We start from the raw sequence: 13,538 nt of genomic DNA, 5'->3' as shown, positions 1-13,538 counted from the left end.
GCGCGCGGGACTCAGCGGTCGCGGAGTTCGCCCCACCACCACCTGATGACCGGGACCGGCGGCGCGGCCGGGTCGGGATCGGACGGCGCAGCGCTGAAACCGGGGTGCCCGTCCACCGCGGGTTCGTGCTCGGTGCTGTAGCGCGGCACGCGCAGCGCCCAGTCGATGTTGCCGCGAACGCCCGCCTTGAGCCCGGCCAGGTAGGTGCGCAGCTCGGGGCTCGCCTCGGGCAGGAGCTGCTCGCTCAGGCGCAGGTGGACGTGCATGATCCGATCCCGCAGGCGGACCGCCTCGGCCAGCGCGTCGTCGATCGAGCGGTCCTCGTGGTGGGCGAGCACCGAGATGATGTTCTGGTCGGCGTGCCGGTCGTGCTGCTCCCTCCGGTAGGAGTGCAGGTCGTTGTCCAAACCGGCGGTGAGGATGGCGGATTCGCCCGCCGCGCGCACGGCCGGGTGGTCCATCTCGTGCGCGGGAACCTCCGCGGCGTTGGCGATTTCGAGCAGCGCCATGGTCGGGAAGCCCCCGCAGCTGCCGAGGCGCATGGCGAGGTAGTCGTTCAGCTGGGGCATGACGCCGCGGGCCTGGTTGCCCACCTGCCAGGCGACGCCGTGCAGCCAGGCCCGGTGCGCGTCGATGAACCGCCGCACCTGCGTGGGGGTGGCCTGGCGCCGCAGGGACAGCCCGATGTCGTGCAGCGCGCGCAGGTACGGGTCGTCGGGCGCGTCCAGGCTCTGCGGGGCCTCCAGCACCCGCTGCACCCGGCCGGCCATCTCCGCGAACGCGGCGGGGTGCTCGCTCAGCGGCCCCTCGTCGCAGCGCACGTCGTCGAAGGCGAATCCCCAGTAGACCCATTTCGCCGCCAGCAGAACGTTCTCCGCGCGACCTGCCGGCGAGAATCTCGAGAAGAATTCAGCGCTGTTGGTCTTCAGAACGTGTCGGCGACGACTGCTGTCCTCGTACATTTCCAGCTCGTCGATCCAGGCGATCGCGCGATTTTCGATCGCGTCCACCTCCGGGTGGATGGCCGGATCAACGGGGCAGAAGAACGGCGGCAGGGCGAATTTCGTCCTGGCTGTGGTCACGAAGTCTCCTCGTCTCGGGCGAGTGATATGCCGTGGTCGTCCGCGGTCGACGACTCGGGCACGAGGACGGCGCGTCGATCCTGATCAGTTCAACTGCGTATCAAACCGGAAGTTCGCGCGGCAAGCGATCCTCCTGAAATGCGGAGAAACGGTTCCTGTCAAGATCCGTCCTCGTGATCGTGCTTACGCGATCGTGCGAAACCGCGTGCCGTGAAAGCGTGTTGAACGACGATCACCAGTTGCTACGCTCGACGGGGTTGGCAGCGACGGGGGGCGATTTCTCGGCCATCCCGGCAATCCGCAACTTGGGCGCGCGAGTCGGAGGGAACATGCCCGGTGGGGGAGCACTTCGATCGGACGTCGGAACGGCGCCGTGGAGCACACCGGGAGCCTCGGTCGAACCCGCGCTCGACGAGCTGCGCGCGGAGATCGATGCCGCCCTCGACCGGTTCCTGACCGACCAGGCACGGAACGCGCCCGACGAGTGCATCCCACCGCTGGTCGAGGTCGTGCGGGACTTCTTGGCCGGGGGCAAGCGGTTGCGCCCGCTGTTCGCCGTGTGCGGTTGGGCGGCCGGCGGTGGCGAGCCCGACGACCCCGCCGCGGTCCGGATCGCGGCGTCCCTGGAGCTCTTCCACGCGTTCGCGCTCATCCACGACGACGTCATGGACTCCTCGGACACCAGGCGCGGCCAGCCCGCCGTCCACCGGGTGCTGGCTCGTCGCGCGTCGGAGGGCGATGCCGCGCACTTCGGGCTCAGCGCGGCGATCCTGCTGGGCGATCTGTGCCTGGTGTGGTCCGACGAACTCCTCCACGGGTCCGGGATCGAGCCCGATCGCCTGCACGCGGCGCGATCGGTGCTCAACGCGATGCGCACCGAGATCATGGCCGGCCAGTACCTGGACCTGGACCCCGCGGCGGCGGGCGACGAGTTCGAAGGCGCCTGGCGCGTGGTGCGGCAGAAGACCGCCGCCTACACCGTGACCCGACCGCTGCAGCTGGGGGCGCTGCTCGCCGGGGCGCAGCGCGACGTCGTGGCCGGGTGCGCGGATTTCGGCGACCCGCTCGGCGAGGCCTTCCAGCTGCGCGACGACCTGCTCGGCGTCTTCGGCAGCGAGGCCACCACCGGCAAGCCCGGCGACGACGACCTGCGCGCCGGCAAGCGGACGGTGCTGATGCGCCTGACCTGGCAACGAGCCGACGCCGACCAGCGCGCCGTGATCAGGAACCTGCACGGCTCCGCGGATCTCAGCTCCGACCAGGCCCAGCAGCTGCGCGAGATCATCCGGTCCACGGAGGCCGATTCCGAGGTCGAGTCGATGATCAGCCGGCGGCACGAGCGCGCCGTGCGCGCGCTGCAGGCGCTCGCACCCCCTGCGCGGGCGGCGGCGATGCTGACCGAGCTGGCCGGGCGGAGCGCGCACCGCACGCGGTGACCGGAACGTCCACTGCGGTGGATGAAGTGGAACGCACGAAGGGAAGGTTCGGTGCCATGAGTAGTGTGAAGGACACGTTGAAGGACTTCGTCGGGAACGTCGCCGACGACGCCAAGCAGGCCTTCGACGAGCTGCTCGACCGCGACGGCGCGGACGGCGACTCCAAGGAGTCCGGGCTCGCGGCCGCGGATTCGGTTGCCGGTGCCGCCACCGGTGCGGCCGAGAACGCCGCGGCCGTGGCGACGCTGCCCAAGCAGATCGCCGAGCTGACCGACACGGTCAACACGCTGGTGGAAGCGCTGCAGAACATCCCGGGAGCGGGAGCAGTCGGCGACACCGCCTCGCAGGCGGTCCAGACCGGCCAGAAGGTCAGCAGGGCCGCCGGGACGCGGAAGTCGTGACCACCACCGATCGGACGGAGAGACCTTGGGAGTGCAGCGGCTCAAGCTGGTGACCGAGGTCCTCTCCGGTCTGTTCGCCAAGGAGTTCACGCGCGCCTTCGAAGCGCGCGACTCCCCGAGCTCGCCGGGCGTGGAGCAACTCCGCGCTCGGGACGTGCGGCTCGGCTTGGAGCGGCTGGGCCCGTTCTACGTCAAGCTCGGCCAGATGCTCTCCACGCGTCCGGACATCGTCTCCCCCGCGGTGATGGCGGAGCTGGAGAAGCTCCACGACCGGGTCTCCCCGGCTCCGTTCAGCACCTTCGAACCCGTGCTCGAGGACGAGCTCGGACCGGACTGGAAGGAGCGGTTCCAGCACGTCGAGCTGCTGGAACCGCTCGGCGTCGCGTCCCTGGCGCAGGTCTACGGCGCGACGTTGCGCAACGGCCGACCGGCCGTGATCAAGATCCAGCGCCCGGGCATCAAGGGCATGGTCCTGGAGGACATGCGGATGATGCGCCGCGCCGCGCGCATGCTCGGCAGGTGCGCGCCGCGCTTCCACTCGGTGGTCGACGTCGAGGCGATGCTCGGGGTGCTCTTCGACGCCATGCGCCCGGAGCTCGACTTCAACGTCGAGGCCGCGCACATGGAGGAAGCTCGCCGAGCCGTGCGCGAGTTCGAGCACCTCTCGGTCCCCGAAGTCGTCTGGGCCGGTGAGCGGGTGCTCGTCCAGACCCTCGCGCCTGGACGGTCGATCCGGCACGTGGACCGGGCGACGATGCCGGTGCAGGAGCGCACCGCGATCGGCGAGGACCTGCTGGCGTTCACCTACCACGGCTTCTTCGTGAACCGCGTCTTCCACGCGGACCCGCACCCGGGCAACATCTTCGTGCAGCCCGGGGCCCCGGCGTCCCTGATCGACTGGGGAATGGTCGGCCGCCTCGACCGCAGCACGAGCCTGAAGATCATGCTGGTGCTGCTCAACCTCGCGGAGAACGACGGGCAAGCGCTGGCCAAGTCCTGGATCGAGCTCGGCCACGCCACCGAGTGGGCGGACGTGCCCGCGTTCATGTCGGACATGGCCGCGCTCACGCCGAAGATCGCATCGGCTTCGCTGGAGGAGCTGGACTTCGGCGTCACGCTGACCAGCGTGCTGGAGCGGTCGACCAGGCGCGGGATCAAGACCAACCCGGTGATCTCGGTTCTCGGCAAGGCGTTCGCCAACATCGAGGGGTCGGTGCGCTGCGTGGCGCCCGAACTGTCGATCACCGACGTGTTCCACGACCAGATGCGCGGCATCATGACCGCGCTCGCGCGCGAGCAGTGCTCGACCACCCGAGCGGCGCGGGTGGCGACCGAGCTGATGCTCGACCTCGACACCGTTCCCGGCCAGCTGCGCACGGTGGTGCGAGATCTGGCCAACCGCGAGCTGTCCGTGCACACCGGGGGTCGGAACGGCCCGCGGGGGAACCGGTTCCAGGTGCCGCGTTCCCTGGTCGCGCTGGGAGGTGCGGCGTTGTGGCTGCACCACCGCCGCCATCGGCCGCGCTGACCGCGCGGTGCGATCCGGCGGCGGGACCGCGCGCGTCGGGTTCCAGGTCGCGGGCTCACGCGCCGCTCGGCGCGCGGTCAGCGCGACGCGCGACCGCTACCGGATCACCGGAACCCGACGCGCGGCATCGGTTCTCAGCCCTCGTCCTCGGGCTTGGCGTGGTCGGGCTTGCCCGGGTTCGGGTCGCGGGAGAGATCGATGAGGGGGTCGACGCCAGCGCCCTCGGGCGCCGCATGATCGGGGACGCCGGGATTGGGATCCCGCGAGAGGTCGATCTCGGGCCGCTCGCCTTCGCTGCTCACGCTGTCCTCCTGGTGGTCGGCACGGCTGGTGCTCGCGCCTGGGCTCGTTCGACACCGCCAGGATGCACGTCGGGCGATCGACGACGGTCACCGGGACCTCCCGCACCGCCCCTCGAGCGCTGCTGGCGGCGCCCTGCGCACGGGCTCGGCGGCACGCTCACGCGCAGGTGGGGACGAATTGACCGGTTTGGCGATTTCGCAGTTCAACCCGCGACGCGCTGACCGATTCCTTCGCCACACGCGCTTCGCCGCGCGAATCCTGCATGCCAGCGGGGGTGCGTGTCGCGCGTCGCATCATGTGCCGACACCCGTTCCGCCGGAGGGAACCATGATCACCTCACGGGCGAGCGCAGTGCGCGAGACCACTGCCAACGGCTGCCGAGGCGACGACCTGGCCACCCGCAGCCGCCCCGTCCACGGCTCCCCAGCGGCCACCCCCGTCGCGACCTGCAACTACCGGCTCCACCCGACGAGGCCGTCCAGACCAGCGCTCCGGTGGGAGAGCACCCGCTAGCGGCGCCCCACCTCGTACTTCCCGGAGGTCATGATGAACACGACCGCGACCGACGTCAGCCGATCCGATGGGCGGAGACGCGCCTTCCGCGACCATCTCGTGCTGCTGGGCATCGCGGCCGCGCTGACGATCGTCGCCGAGCTCATCGGTGCCCACGAGTTCAGCGTCGGGATCGGCACCCTCAGCCTCTTCCCGCTGATCTGGGGCATCCTGCTGGGCGGCGCGGTCGGCCTGCAGAAGGTCAAGCCGCTGCCCGCCGCCGCTCAGCGGACGGCGAGCCTGGCGGTCCAGGTCGGCGTGCTGCTGCTGGCCAGCAGGCTGGCCTTCGTGGTCGGCGAGAACCTCTCGGTCCTGGCCGAGGTCGGCCCGGCCCTGCTGCTGCAGGAGCTCGGCAACCTCTTCACCATCTTCATCGGACTGCCGGTGGCGATCCTGTTCGGACTGCGCCGATCCGCGGTCGGCGCCACCTTCTCGATCTGCCGCGAGGGGGCGTTCGTGATCGTCGGCGAGCGCTTCGGCGCGGAATCCGACGAGCGCCGCGGCGTGCTGGCGATGTACGTCTTCGGCACCGTCCTCGGCGCGCTGTACGTCAGCCTGCTCGCGTCGATGCTGGCGGGCACCGGCTGGTTCAACCCGCTGGCGCTGGCGATGGGCGCGGGCGTGGGTTCCGGATCGGTGATGGCGGCCTCCTCGGCGAGCATCGCCGCTCAGTACCCGGAAGCGGCCGACCAGGTGCTCACGCTGGCCGCCGTCAGCAACCTGCTCAGCTCGGCGCTGGGCCTCTACGTCGGCGTCTACATCGCGCTGCCGCTGGCCGACAAGCTCTACCGGATGATCACCCGCGACAAGAGCACCGCGAAGCCCCGGACCGGCGGTCCGGTCGCCGACGACTCCGCCGAGGTCGCCGACAGCGGGTCGGGTGCCCCGGCGTCCTCGTGGACGATCCTGGTCCTGGTCGCGGTCGCGATGCTGGTCTCGGTGTGGACCTTCGACGGCGGCCCGTCCGCGCAGGTGCTGCCCGGCTTGCTGGTCATCGTCGCGCTCACCGCCGTCTCCCTGATCGCCAAGCAGAAGCTGGGCATCTCCTCGCTGGTCGTGGCGATGACCCTCGGCATGCTGCTGGCCACCCCGTGGTCCCCGGTCAGCGGCCCGCTGCTCGCGGTCGTGGAACCGGTCAACTTCCTGCCGCTGACCACGCCGATCCTGGTCTTCGCCGGGCTGGGCTTGGCCAAGGACGCCCACGTGCTGCGCAAGATCGGCCTGCGGATCGTGCCGATCGGTTTGCTGGTCTACGGCGCGACGTTCGTGGCCTCGGCGGTCATCGCCCACGTCGCGCTGAGCCTGGGGTGAACCTCTCCCCGCAGCACGGGCGGGCCTCGCCGAGCGCGCTGCTGCGCCCGGCGAGGCCCGCGCAGTGCGCACCGGGCAACGATGCCGCGGCCCCACCCACCGGAACCCGGGGCGGCGCACCGCACGTCGAAATTCCCTCGAATTGCGCGGGTGGAATTCGAGGGAATTTCGAGGTTCGTCCGGGTGGGTGATGCGATTGGGGTGTGTCGGGGTTGCGGTCGTCAGCACGCCACGACGTTGAGGGCGAGTCCGCCCAGCGCGGTCTCCTTGTGGCGGTTGCTCATGTCGGCGCCGGCCTCGCGCATCGTCTTGAGCACCGCGTCCAGCGACACGAGGTGCGCCCCCTCGCCGTTGAGCGCGATGCGCGCGGCGGTGATGGCGGTGTCGGCCGCGACCGCGTTCCGCTCGATGCACGGGATCTGCACGAGCCCGCCCACCGGGTCGCAGGTCAAGCCGAGGTGGTGCTCCATCCCGATCTCGGCGGCGTTCTCGACCTGCTCGGGCGTTCCGCCGAGCAGCTCGGCCAGCCCCGCCGCGGCCATAGAGCAGGCCGAACCGACCTCGCCCTGACAGCCGAGGCGGTCCTCCCGGCTCGGGCGTTCCCGGAGACGGGCGGCGCGGCGCGGCACGCGCAGCGCTCCCGCAGCTCGCCGTCCCGCTCGCACCCGCGCCGCACGCAGTCCCGCATGGCGGCCCAGACGTCCAGCAGCCCTCGCCGCACCTCGGGTTCCGGGCGGCGAGCCGCCTCGTTGGCGAGCACCACGTCGCTGATCGAGGTCCCGGTGCGACGACACCGGTCGATCAGCTCCTCCGCGGTGGCGAACGGGTGCGGCAGCACGTCGTCGTCCTCGTCGGGGAACTCCCCGTCGGCCACGACGAACCCACCGCCCACCGAGTAGAAGATCCGTTCGGTCGACCCGCGCTCGGTCCGCGCGGTGAGCAGCAGTCCGTTCGGGTGCGCCGGCAGGCTCCGGTCGCGGTGCAGGACGACGTCGGCGTCCGGATCGAAGTCGATCTCGTGCTCCCCGAGCAGCGCGATCCGGTTGCGCTCCCGGACCCGCCGGACCTCGCGAGCGGCCTCGTCGGGGTCCACCGTTCGCGGGTGCTCGCCGAGCAGGCCGAGCAGGACCGCCCGATCCGAGCCGTGCCGGCGCCCGGTCGTTCCGAGGGAGCCGAACAGCTCCACCCGCACCGCCAGCACCTCCCCGAGCAGCCCGGCCTCGTCGAGCTCCGCGGCGAAGCGCCGGGCCGCGACCATGGGACCGGTGGTGTGCGAGCTCGACGGACCGATCCGCGCGCTGAACAGGTCGAACGCGCTGATGCTCACGACTCGCCCGGCTTCCCGGCGCGGGTTCGCGCGGCGAGCTCGGCGGTGAACTTCTCCCGCAGCACGTCGTCGGCGGCCACGTCCGCGGCGGTGAGCGCCATGGCCGCCGCCCCGTCCATGACCGCTTCGTCGGCGGCCGCGGACGCGGCATCCGCGGCGAATCCCCGGGTGTGCGGCGGGTTCTCCGATCCGGCGATCGCGATGCACGGGTGGATGCTCGGGACGACCTGGGAGACGTTGCCCATGTCGGTCGATCCTCCCCGCATGGTTCCGTTGGCCTGCAGCTCCCGGCCGAGGGATTCGACGTGACCGGCGAACAGCTCGGCCATCGCCGGGTCCTGCCACAGCTCGGCGTAGTCCGGTTCGGTCGGCTCGACGGCCATCGAGGCGCCCGACGCCTCGGCACCGGCCCGGAAGCACCCCAGCACGCGCTCCTTCAAGCCCGACAACGACTCGATGTCGGCCGAGCGCACCTCGCAGTCCACCACGGCGGTCTCGGGGATGATGTTGGTGGCGGTGCCCCCTTCCCGCACGAACAGCCCGATCCGGCAATCGGCCGGGATCTGCTGGCGCAGCAGGCCGATCCCGACCTGGGCGACCACCGCCGCGTCCGCCGCGTTGATGCCGAGGTGCGGTGCGGCGGCGGCGTGCGAGGCGCGACCGGTGTAGGTCACCGCGAACCTGCTCACCGCCTGGCTGGAGAACTCGGCCGGGTGGAGGTCCTGCTGCGAGGGGTGCACCATCATCGCGACCGCGACGTCGTCGAACACGCCGCGCTCCAGCAGCAGCACCTTGCCGCCGCCGTGCTCCTCGGCGGGCGTGCCGATCAGCTTCACCCGGATCCCCAGCTCGTCGGCCACGGCGGCGAGCCCGACCGCGGCGCCGACGGCGGCGGCGGCGATGACGTTGTGCCCGCACGCGTGCCCGATGCCCGGCAGCGCGTCGTACTCGGCGCAGATCCCCACCGTGAGGTCGCCGGTGCCCCGCACCGCGGAGAACGCGGTCGGCACGTCCGCCGGCCCCGGCTCGATGGCGAACCCCGCGTCGCGGAGCAGCGAGGTGATCTTCTCCACCGACCTGCGCTCGGCGAACGCGAGCTCCGGTTCGTCGTGCAGGCTGCGGCTGAGCTGGAGGAGGCGGCCCCGCCACTCCCCCTGCTCGGCCCGCACCCGCTGCGCGCGCATGGCAACCCGATCAGTCAATTCCGCTCCTCCGGACGGTTTCCAACCTGGACAGGAATGGTCAGGGATGAGACGGTCAGCTCGCTCAGAATCGAGAAAAGCACCAGATTTCCAGATCGAATGCAGGATTCAGCCGAACTCGACGAGGTCGACCTCGCACTGGTCAACGCCTTGCAGATCCAGCCGCGCGCACCGTGGTCGCTGGTGGGCGGCGTGGTGGGCATCAACCCGGTGACCGCTGCCCGACGCTGGGCGCGGTTGGAGAGCAGCGGCCGGGCCTGGATCTCCGCCTACCCGCCGATCACGCCCCGGCAGGCGAGCGCGTTCGTCGAGATCGAGTGCGAGCCGGGGCGCGGCCTGCCCGTGGCCGAGGAGCTGGCCAACGACCCCCAGGCCATGACGGTCGACGTCACCGCCGGTGGGCGCGACGTGCTGGTCACGGTGAACGCGCCGACCCCGGAGGTGCTGTCTAGCTACCTGCTGGAGCGCATGAGCCGGGTGCAGCACCTGCGCCACGTGCGAAGCCACCTGATGATCCGCACCTACACCGAAGGCAGCCGCTGGCGGCTCCGCGCCCTCGACCACGAGCAGATCTCGAAGATGAGCCGCGGAACCGGCGACACGACCGAGCAACCGCCGCCGAGCCAGCTCGACGACGAGGACTGGGCCATCGCGGTCACGCTCGCCGCGGACGGGCGAGCACCGGTCAGCGCGCTGGCCGAGGCCGCTTCCACCAGCACCAGCACGGTCCGGCGTCGGCTCGGCCGCCTGATCGCCGGCCAGCAGCTCAAGCTGCGCTGCGAACTGGCCCGGACGCTGACCGGGTGGCCGGTCTACGCCTGGTTCTTCGCGCGGGTGGCGACCGAGCGGCTCGACGAAACGGGCCGCGCGCTGGCCCGGATCCCCGAGGTGCGCACCGTCACCTCCACCGCCGGGCCGTACAACCTCATCATCGCCGTCTGGGTGCGCTCGCTGGTCGACGTGCAGGAGCTGGAGACCCAGATGACCAGGAGCCTCCCGCACATGGACGTCATCGACCGCAGCATCGCGGTCCGCCCGGTCAAGCTCGTCGGCAGGCTCCTGGACGAGCGGGGGTGCGCCACCGGTTCCATCTCGCTGGACACCCGGCGCAGCCCGTGACGCTCGGCGGCGAGCTGGCGTCCGCCGGGCCGCTCAGGACGTCGAGCGGGCCAGCCACGGATAGCGGGCGGTGTCGGCGTCGGCGTAGTCGGGGTCGAGGTAGACGTGCAGGCGGTGGATCAGGCCTCCGCGGACTTCGAAGACGTTGCAGAACCGGCCGCCGAGCCCTTCGGTGGCGCGCCAGGGCGTCCCGTCGGCGAGCACCCCGTGGGTGGTTCCCTCGACGACGACGTGCTCGCCGCGTTCGACGTAGTTGAAGTACGGGATCTCGTGCACGATCTCGGAGAACATCGGGACGATGTCGGCGAAGAGCTGCTTGACCTCGTCGATGCCCCGAGCCGGTCGGTGCTTCGGGAAGTAGACGTAGGCGTCGTCGGCGAACAGGTGGAAGAAGTCCTGGCCCGCGTCCAGCAGCTTGAAGTACGAGGTGGCCACGGCCCTTCCGGTTTCCCGAGCGCTGCCGTCGTCGTGGTTCATCGCTTCGCTCCGGGGTGCTCGGTCGGCGATCGGTCCGGCACCGTCCCGGTGCTGACCAATTGGTTCGGGTACGCGTCTGCCCGGCCTGCGCGCTCGGTCGGCGCTTCCCCGCGGGACAGGACCTGGAGCAGCGCGGCGCGCAGGGCGTCTCGGGGCGACTCCGGCATGTCGAAGGACCGCCAGGCGATGTGCCGGTCCGGTCTGACCAGGAGCGCGCCGTCGTCGCCGACTTCCCGCAGCCGGCGCCACCGGCCGAGCACGTCGTGGTACTCGCCGCGGTAGTCGACGGTGCGGACCGGCAGGTCGATGCCGGTTTCCCGGGCGATCGCGCTCGCCGCGGCCACCCACGGGCCACCGCCGCTGCCGACGATCAGGGCGAACCGATCGCCACCGGCGAGGTCGAGAGTGGAGATCTGCTGCGCGCCGCGCTGGATCCAGGCGTGCGGCAGCGGAGCACCCGGGTGGGTCGTGGGTTGGTGGTACAGCTCCGGGTCCCGCAGCGGTTCCGGGAGCGGCGTCCCGTCGTCGACGACGGCGTCCGAGGAGTACTGCTGCCCGAGTTCGACGCCGTGCGCGTTGAACTGGTAGTTCTGCAACGCGATCGCCTCGTCGAGCGCCCTGCGCCGATCCGCCGCGCCCTCGGCGTCCGAGAACAGCTCGTGCAGCGCGGCCCATCCGTCCTCGCTGGTCTGACCGGGGTAGAAGCCCAGGGCGTCGGGTATCGGACGCATGTCGCGCACGCTGCGCATCGCCCGGTCGACGACGGCCCTGCCGACGGGCCTGCGCTCGGCGTCGTAGGTGTCGAGCAGTCCTTCGCCCGCTCGGCCGCGGAGAACCATCCCGAGCTTCCAGGCGAGGTTGAAGGAGTCCTGGATGGAGGTGTTCGTGCCCAGCCCGTTCGCTGGCGGGTGGCGGTGCGCGGCGTCACCGGCCAGGAAGATGCGCCCGCGCCGGTACTCGGTGGCCACCACGCGGTTGATCTGCCACTTGCTGACGTCCTTGACCCGCACGTCGACGTCCGGGTCGCCGATGCTGGCGCGCGCCCGCTCGACGACCGCCGGTTCGGACAGGTCGGGTTCGCCCTCGGTGGGGTCGTACATGCACAGCAGGACCCACTCCGTCCACGGGCGGACGCAGATCCACGTCCCGGAACCGACCCAGTAGTTGTTGCCGGGCTGGGCCGTCCAGTAGAGGACGCCGGGGCGGTGCGCGGTGTACCGGCTCAGGTCCACTTCGAGCCACATGTTCAGCGCGGCCCCGAGCCCCATCTCGCCGTCGAGGGCGAATCCCGCGCGGTCGGCCACCAGCGACCTCCCGCCGTCGGCACCGATCGCGTAGCGGGCGCGGATGGTGTACTCCGCGCCCGCGGTGCGCTCGCGCACCCGCGCGACGACCGCGTCCTCGGTCTGCGCGATGTCGATCAGCTCGGTGGAGAAGCGGACGTCGGCCCCGTTCTCCGCAGCTCCCTCCAGCAGCACCGGTTCGAGCAGGTGCTGCGGGGCGTTGCACATCGCGCAGGGGCTCGCGGCGGCGTAGTCGGCCGCCCGGTCGACGCCGGTCCCCCACGACTTCAGCCGGGCGATCTCCTCACCGGCCAGGCTCGTGGCCCAGACGTTGTTGCCCATCAGGTGGTTCGGGGTCGCGACCGCGCGCAACCGCGGTTCGAGACCGAGGTCGCGGAAGACCTCCGCGGTGCGCTGGTTGGTGATGTGCGCCCTGGGCGAGTGGGCGGTTCCCGGGTGGCGGCTGATGGTGATCGCGTCGACGCGCTGGCGGGCGAGCAGGGCCGATGCGGTCAGGCCCGCCGGGCCGGCGCCGACCACCAGGACGTCGGTGTCCACGGTGCGCATGTTCAGACTCCTCGTGGTGGGGGCGCCGTCATCCGGGTTGGTGGGCGCCGGTCATCAGCTCGGCGAGGTCCTCGGGCCGCAGGAAGGACGGCGGGGGCGGTGGTCCCCAGCTGAACAGCCCCTTGGCTCCTTCGAGGACCTCCGGTGTCCAGAGCTGGTCGTCGACGATGCAATCCATGTCGGAGTAGTACTCCGAGAAGTTGCCCGCCGGGTCCTTGAGGTACCAGAAGAAGTTGGAACCGGCGTAGTGGCGGCCCAGTCCCCACACGTGCCGCTCCGGGTTGCCCTCCAGCATGGCGGTCGCGCCGCGCCCGACCTCGTCGACGTCGTCGACCTGCCAGGAGCTGTGGTGCAGGAAGTTCACCGGCGCGGCCATCACGAGCACGTTGTGGTGATCGGTCGAGCACCGCAGGAAGGCCCCGTGGTCCTTGACCTCGTCGCTGACCTTGAAACCGATGCCCTCGGTGAAGAACCGGCGGGTCGCGAGGTGGTCGGTGGAGCCGATCACGACGTGCCCCAGCTTTCGCGGCCGGACCGGTCCCGCGGGCAGCACGCCGGGGGCGCGGCCGGCGCGCTCGATGCGCCCCGGACCGTTGTAGGGGGTGGCGGGTTGTTCGGCCTGGACCAGCCGGTCGGCGACGCGCACGGTCACCTGGAACCCGGCGATCGGCTCGACGGCGACGAGGTGGTCCTGCTCCAGGGAGACCGGCACGTCGAGCGCGCGCAGCCGGGTCGCGACCGCCGCCAGGTCGTCGTGGTCGTCGAGGCCGACGGCGAGGTCGAGGAGCCGCCGGGTCGGAGCGTGCACCAGGCGCAGCTGGCGGCCGCCGTCGCGCGTGCTCAACCAACCGTCGTCCTCGGCGCGCAACCCGAAATCGGCGTAGTAGGCCCGCGTCTCGGCGAGGTTGGGCACCCCCACCGTGATCGAGGACAAGCTGTGCAGCGACATC

The 13,538-nt window shown here is 71.3% G+C and carries 11 protein-coding genes and 1 pseudogene; 5 read left to right on the top strand and 7 right to left on the bottom strand.

Annotation, left to right across the window (positions count from 1 at the left end; all coding sequences use genetic code 11):
• Positions 1 to 11 precede the first annotated feature (11 nt).
• On the bottom strand, positions 12 to 1,082 hold the full coding sequence (locus ACFQRI_RS22680; protein WP_380671811.1) for a terpene synthase family protein: 1,071 nt from the start codon (positions 1,080 to 1,082) through the stop codon (positions 12 to 14).
• 329 nt (positions 1,083 to 1,411) lie between these two features.
• On the opposite strand from ACFQRI_RS22680, the gene ACFQRI_RS22675 reads away from it, so the two are divergent.
• The 3 genes from ACFQRI_RS22675 to ACFQRI_RS22665 are packed head-to-tail and all read left to right on the top strand — an operon-like array spanning position 1,412 to position 4,447.
• Entirely contained in the window at positions 1,412 to 2,518 is a 1,107-nt protein-coding gene (locus tag ACFQRI_RS22675) for a polyprenyl synthetase family protein (RefSeq protein WP_380671809.1), read from the top strand.
• A 56-nt stretch (positions 2,519 to 2,574) separates the two neighbouring features.
• Positions 2,575 to 2,919: a hypothetical protein gene (locus ACFQRI_RS22670; RefSeq protein WP_380671807.1), complete on the top strand. Its 345-nt coding sequence runs from the start codon at positions 2,575 to 2,577 to the stop codon at positions 2,917 to 2,919.
• A 31-nt stretch (positions 2,920 to 2,950) separates the two neighbouring features.
• Positions 2,951 to 4,447: an ABC1 kinase family protein gene (locus ACFQRI_RS22665; protein WP_380671898.1), complete on the top strand. Its 1,497-nt coding sequence runs from the start codon at positions 2,951 to 2,953 to the stop codon at positions 4,445 to 4,447.
• 134 nt (positions 4,448 to 4,581) lie between these two features.
• Here ACFQRI_RS22665 and ACFQRI_RS22660 read toward each other — a convergent pair whose 3' ends face one another.
• The gene (locus ACFQRI_RS22660; protein WP_380671902.1) at positions 4,582 to 4,749 is read right to left on the bottom strand and encodes a hypothetical protein; all 168 of its coding nucleotides are present in this window, start codon (positions 4,747 to 4,749) and stop codon (positions 4,582 to 4,584) included.
• Between the two features lie 547 nt (positions 4,750 to 5,296).
• On the opposite strand from ACFQRI_RS22660, the gene ACFQRI_RS22655 reads away from it, so the two are divergent.
• Entirely contained in the window at positions 5,297 to 6,613 is a 1,317-nt protein-coding gene (locus ACFQRI_RS22655; protein WP_380671805.1) for a DUF3100 domain-containing protein, read from the top strand.
• 221 nt (positions 6,614 to 6,834) lie between these two features.
• On the opposite strand, the pseudogene ACFQRI_RS22645 reads toward ACFQRI_RS22655, so the two are convergent.
• Both ACFQRI_RS22645 and ACFQRI_RS22640 read right to left on the bottom strand, forming a co-directional pair.
• Positions 6,835 to 7,940, bottom strand: a pseudogene (locus ACFQRI_RS22645) (L-serine ammonia-lyase, iron-sulfur-dependent, subunit alpha).
• Positions 7,937 to 9,142 (bottom strand): amidohydrolase, encoded by a 1,206-nt coding sequence (locus tag ACFQRI_RS22640; RefSeq protein WP_380671799.1) that lies wholly within the window; start codon positions 9,140 to 9,142, stop codon positions 7,937 to 7,939. Before ACFQRI_RS22640 ends, ACFQRI_RS22645 begins: the two are co-directional and overlap by 4 nt.
• Positions 9,143 to 9,241: 99 nt before the next feature.
• On the opposite strand from ACFQRI_RS22640, the gene ACFQRI_RS22635 reads away from it, so the two are divergent.
• On the top strand, positions 9,242 to 10,261 hold the full coding sequence (locus ACFQRI_RS22635; protein ID WP_380671797.1) for an Lrp/AsnC family transcriptional regulator: 1,020 nt from the start codon (positions 9,242 to 9,244) through the stop codon (positions 10,259 to 10,261).
• A 33-nt stretch (positions 10,262 to 10,294) separates the two neighbouring features.
• Here ACFQRI_RS22635 and ACFQRI_RS22630 read toward each other — a convergent pair whose 3' ends face one another.
• Genes ACFQRI_RS22630 through ACFQRI_RS22620 form a run of 3 tightly spaced genes read right to left on the bottom strand, consistent with a single transcriptional unit; the run spans position 10,295 to position 13,537 of the window.
• Positions 10,295 to 10,738 carry a nuclear transport factor 2 family protein gene (locus tag ACFQRI_RS22630; RefSeq protein ID WP_380671795.1) on the bottom strand — a complete coding sequence of 148 codons (444 nt, stop codon included), beginning with the start codon at positions 10,736 to 10,738 and terminating at the stop codon, positions 10,295 to 10,297.
• A complete protein-coding gene (locus ACFQRI_RS22625; protein ID WP_380671793.1) occupies positions 10,735 to 12,588 on the bottom strand; it encodes an FAD-dependent oxidoreductase in 1,854 nt (617 codons plus the stop codon). The genes ACFQRI_RS22630 and ACFQRI_RS22625 overlap by 4 nt, the downstream gene beginning before the upstream one ends.
• 28 nt (positions 12,589 to 12,616) lie before the next feature.
• On the bottom strand, positions 12,617 to 13,537 hold the full coding sequence (locus ACFQRI_RS22620; protein WP_380671791.1) for a VOC family protein: 921 nt from the start codon (positions 13,535 to 13,537) through the stop codon (positions 12,617 to 12,619).
• Position 13,538 lies beyond the last annotated feature (1 nt).

Origin of the sequence: Saccharopolyspora griseoalba (genome assembly GCF_042665275.1) — a bacterium.
GTDB lineage: Bacteria > Actinomycetota > Actinomycetes > Mycobacteriales > Pseudonocardiaceae > Saccharopolyspora > Saccharopolyspora griseoalba.
The sequence above is the reverse complement of the archived record's forward strand: the minus strand, read 5'-3'. Positions and strand labels throughout refer to the sequence as shown.

Excerpts from the sequence above, each read along its gene's own strand:
- ACFQRI_RS22670 (WP_380671807.1), top strand. The coding sequence starts at position 2,575 with ATGAGTAGTGTGAAGGACACGTTGAAGGACTTCGTCGGGAACGTCGCC.
- ACFQRI_RS22620 (WP_380671791.1), bottom strand. The coding sequence starts at position 13,537 with ATGTCGCTGCACAGCTTGTCCTCGATCACGGTGGGGGTGCCCAACCTC.
- ACFQRI_RS22655 (WP_380671805.1), top strand. The coding sequence starts at position 5,297 with ATGAACACGACCGCGACCGACGTCAGCCGATCCGATGGGCGGAGACGC.
- ACFQRI_RS22630 (WP_380671795.1), bottom strand. The coding sequence starts at position 10,738 with ATGAACCACGACGACGGCAGCGCTCGGGAAACCGGAAGGGCCGTGGCC.
- ACFQRI_RS22675 (WP_380671809.1), top strand. The coding sequence starts at position 1,412 with ATGCCCGGTGGGGGAGCACTTCGATCGGACGTCGGAACGGCGCCGTGG.
- ACFQRI_RS22635 (WP_380671797.1), top strand. The coding sequence starts at position 9,242 with ATGCAGGATTCAGCCGAACTCGACGAGGTCGACCTCGCACTGGTCAAC.
- ACFQRI_RS22625 (WP_380671793.1), bottom strand. The coding sequence starts at position 12,588 with ATGCGCACCGTGGACACCGACGTCCTGGTGGTCGGCGCCGGCCCGGCG.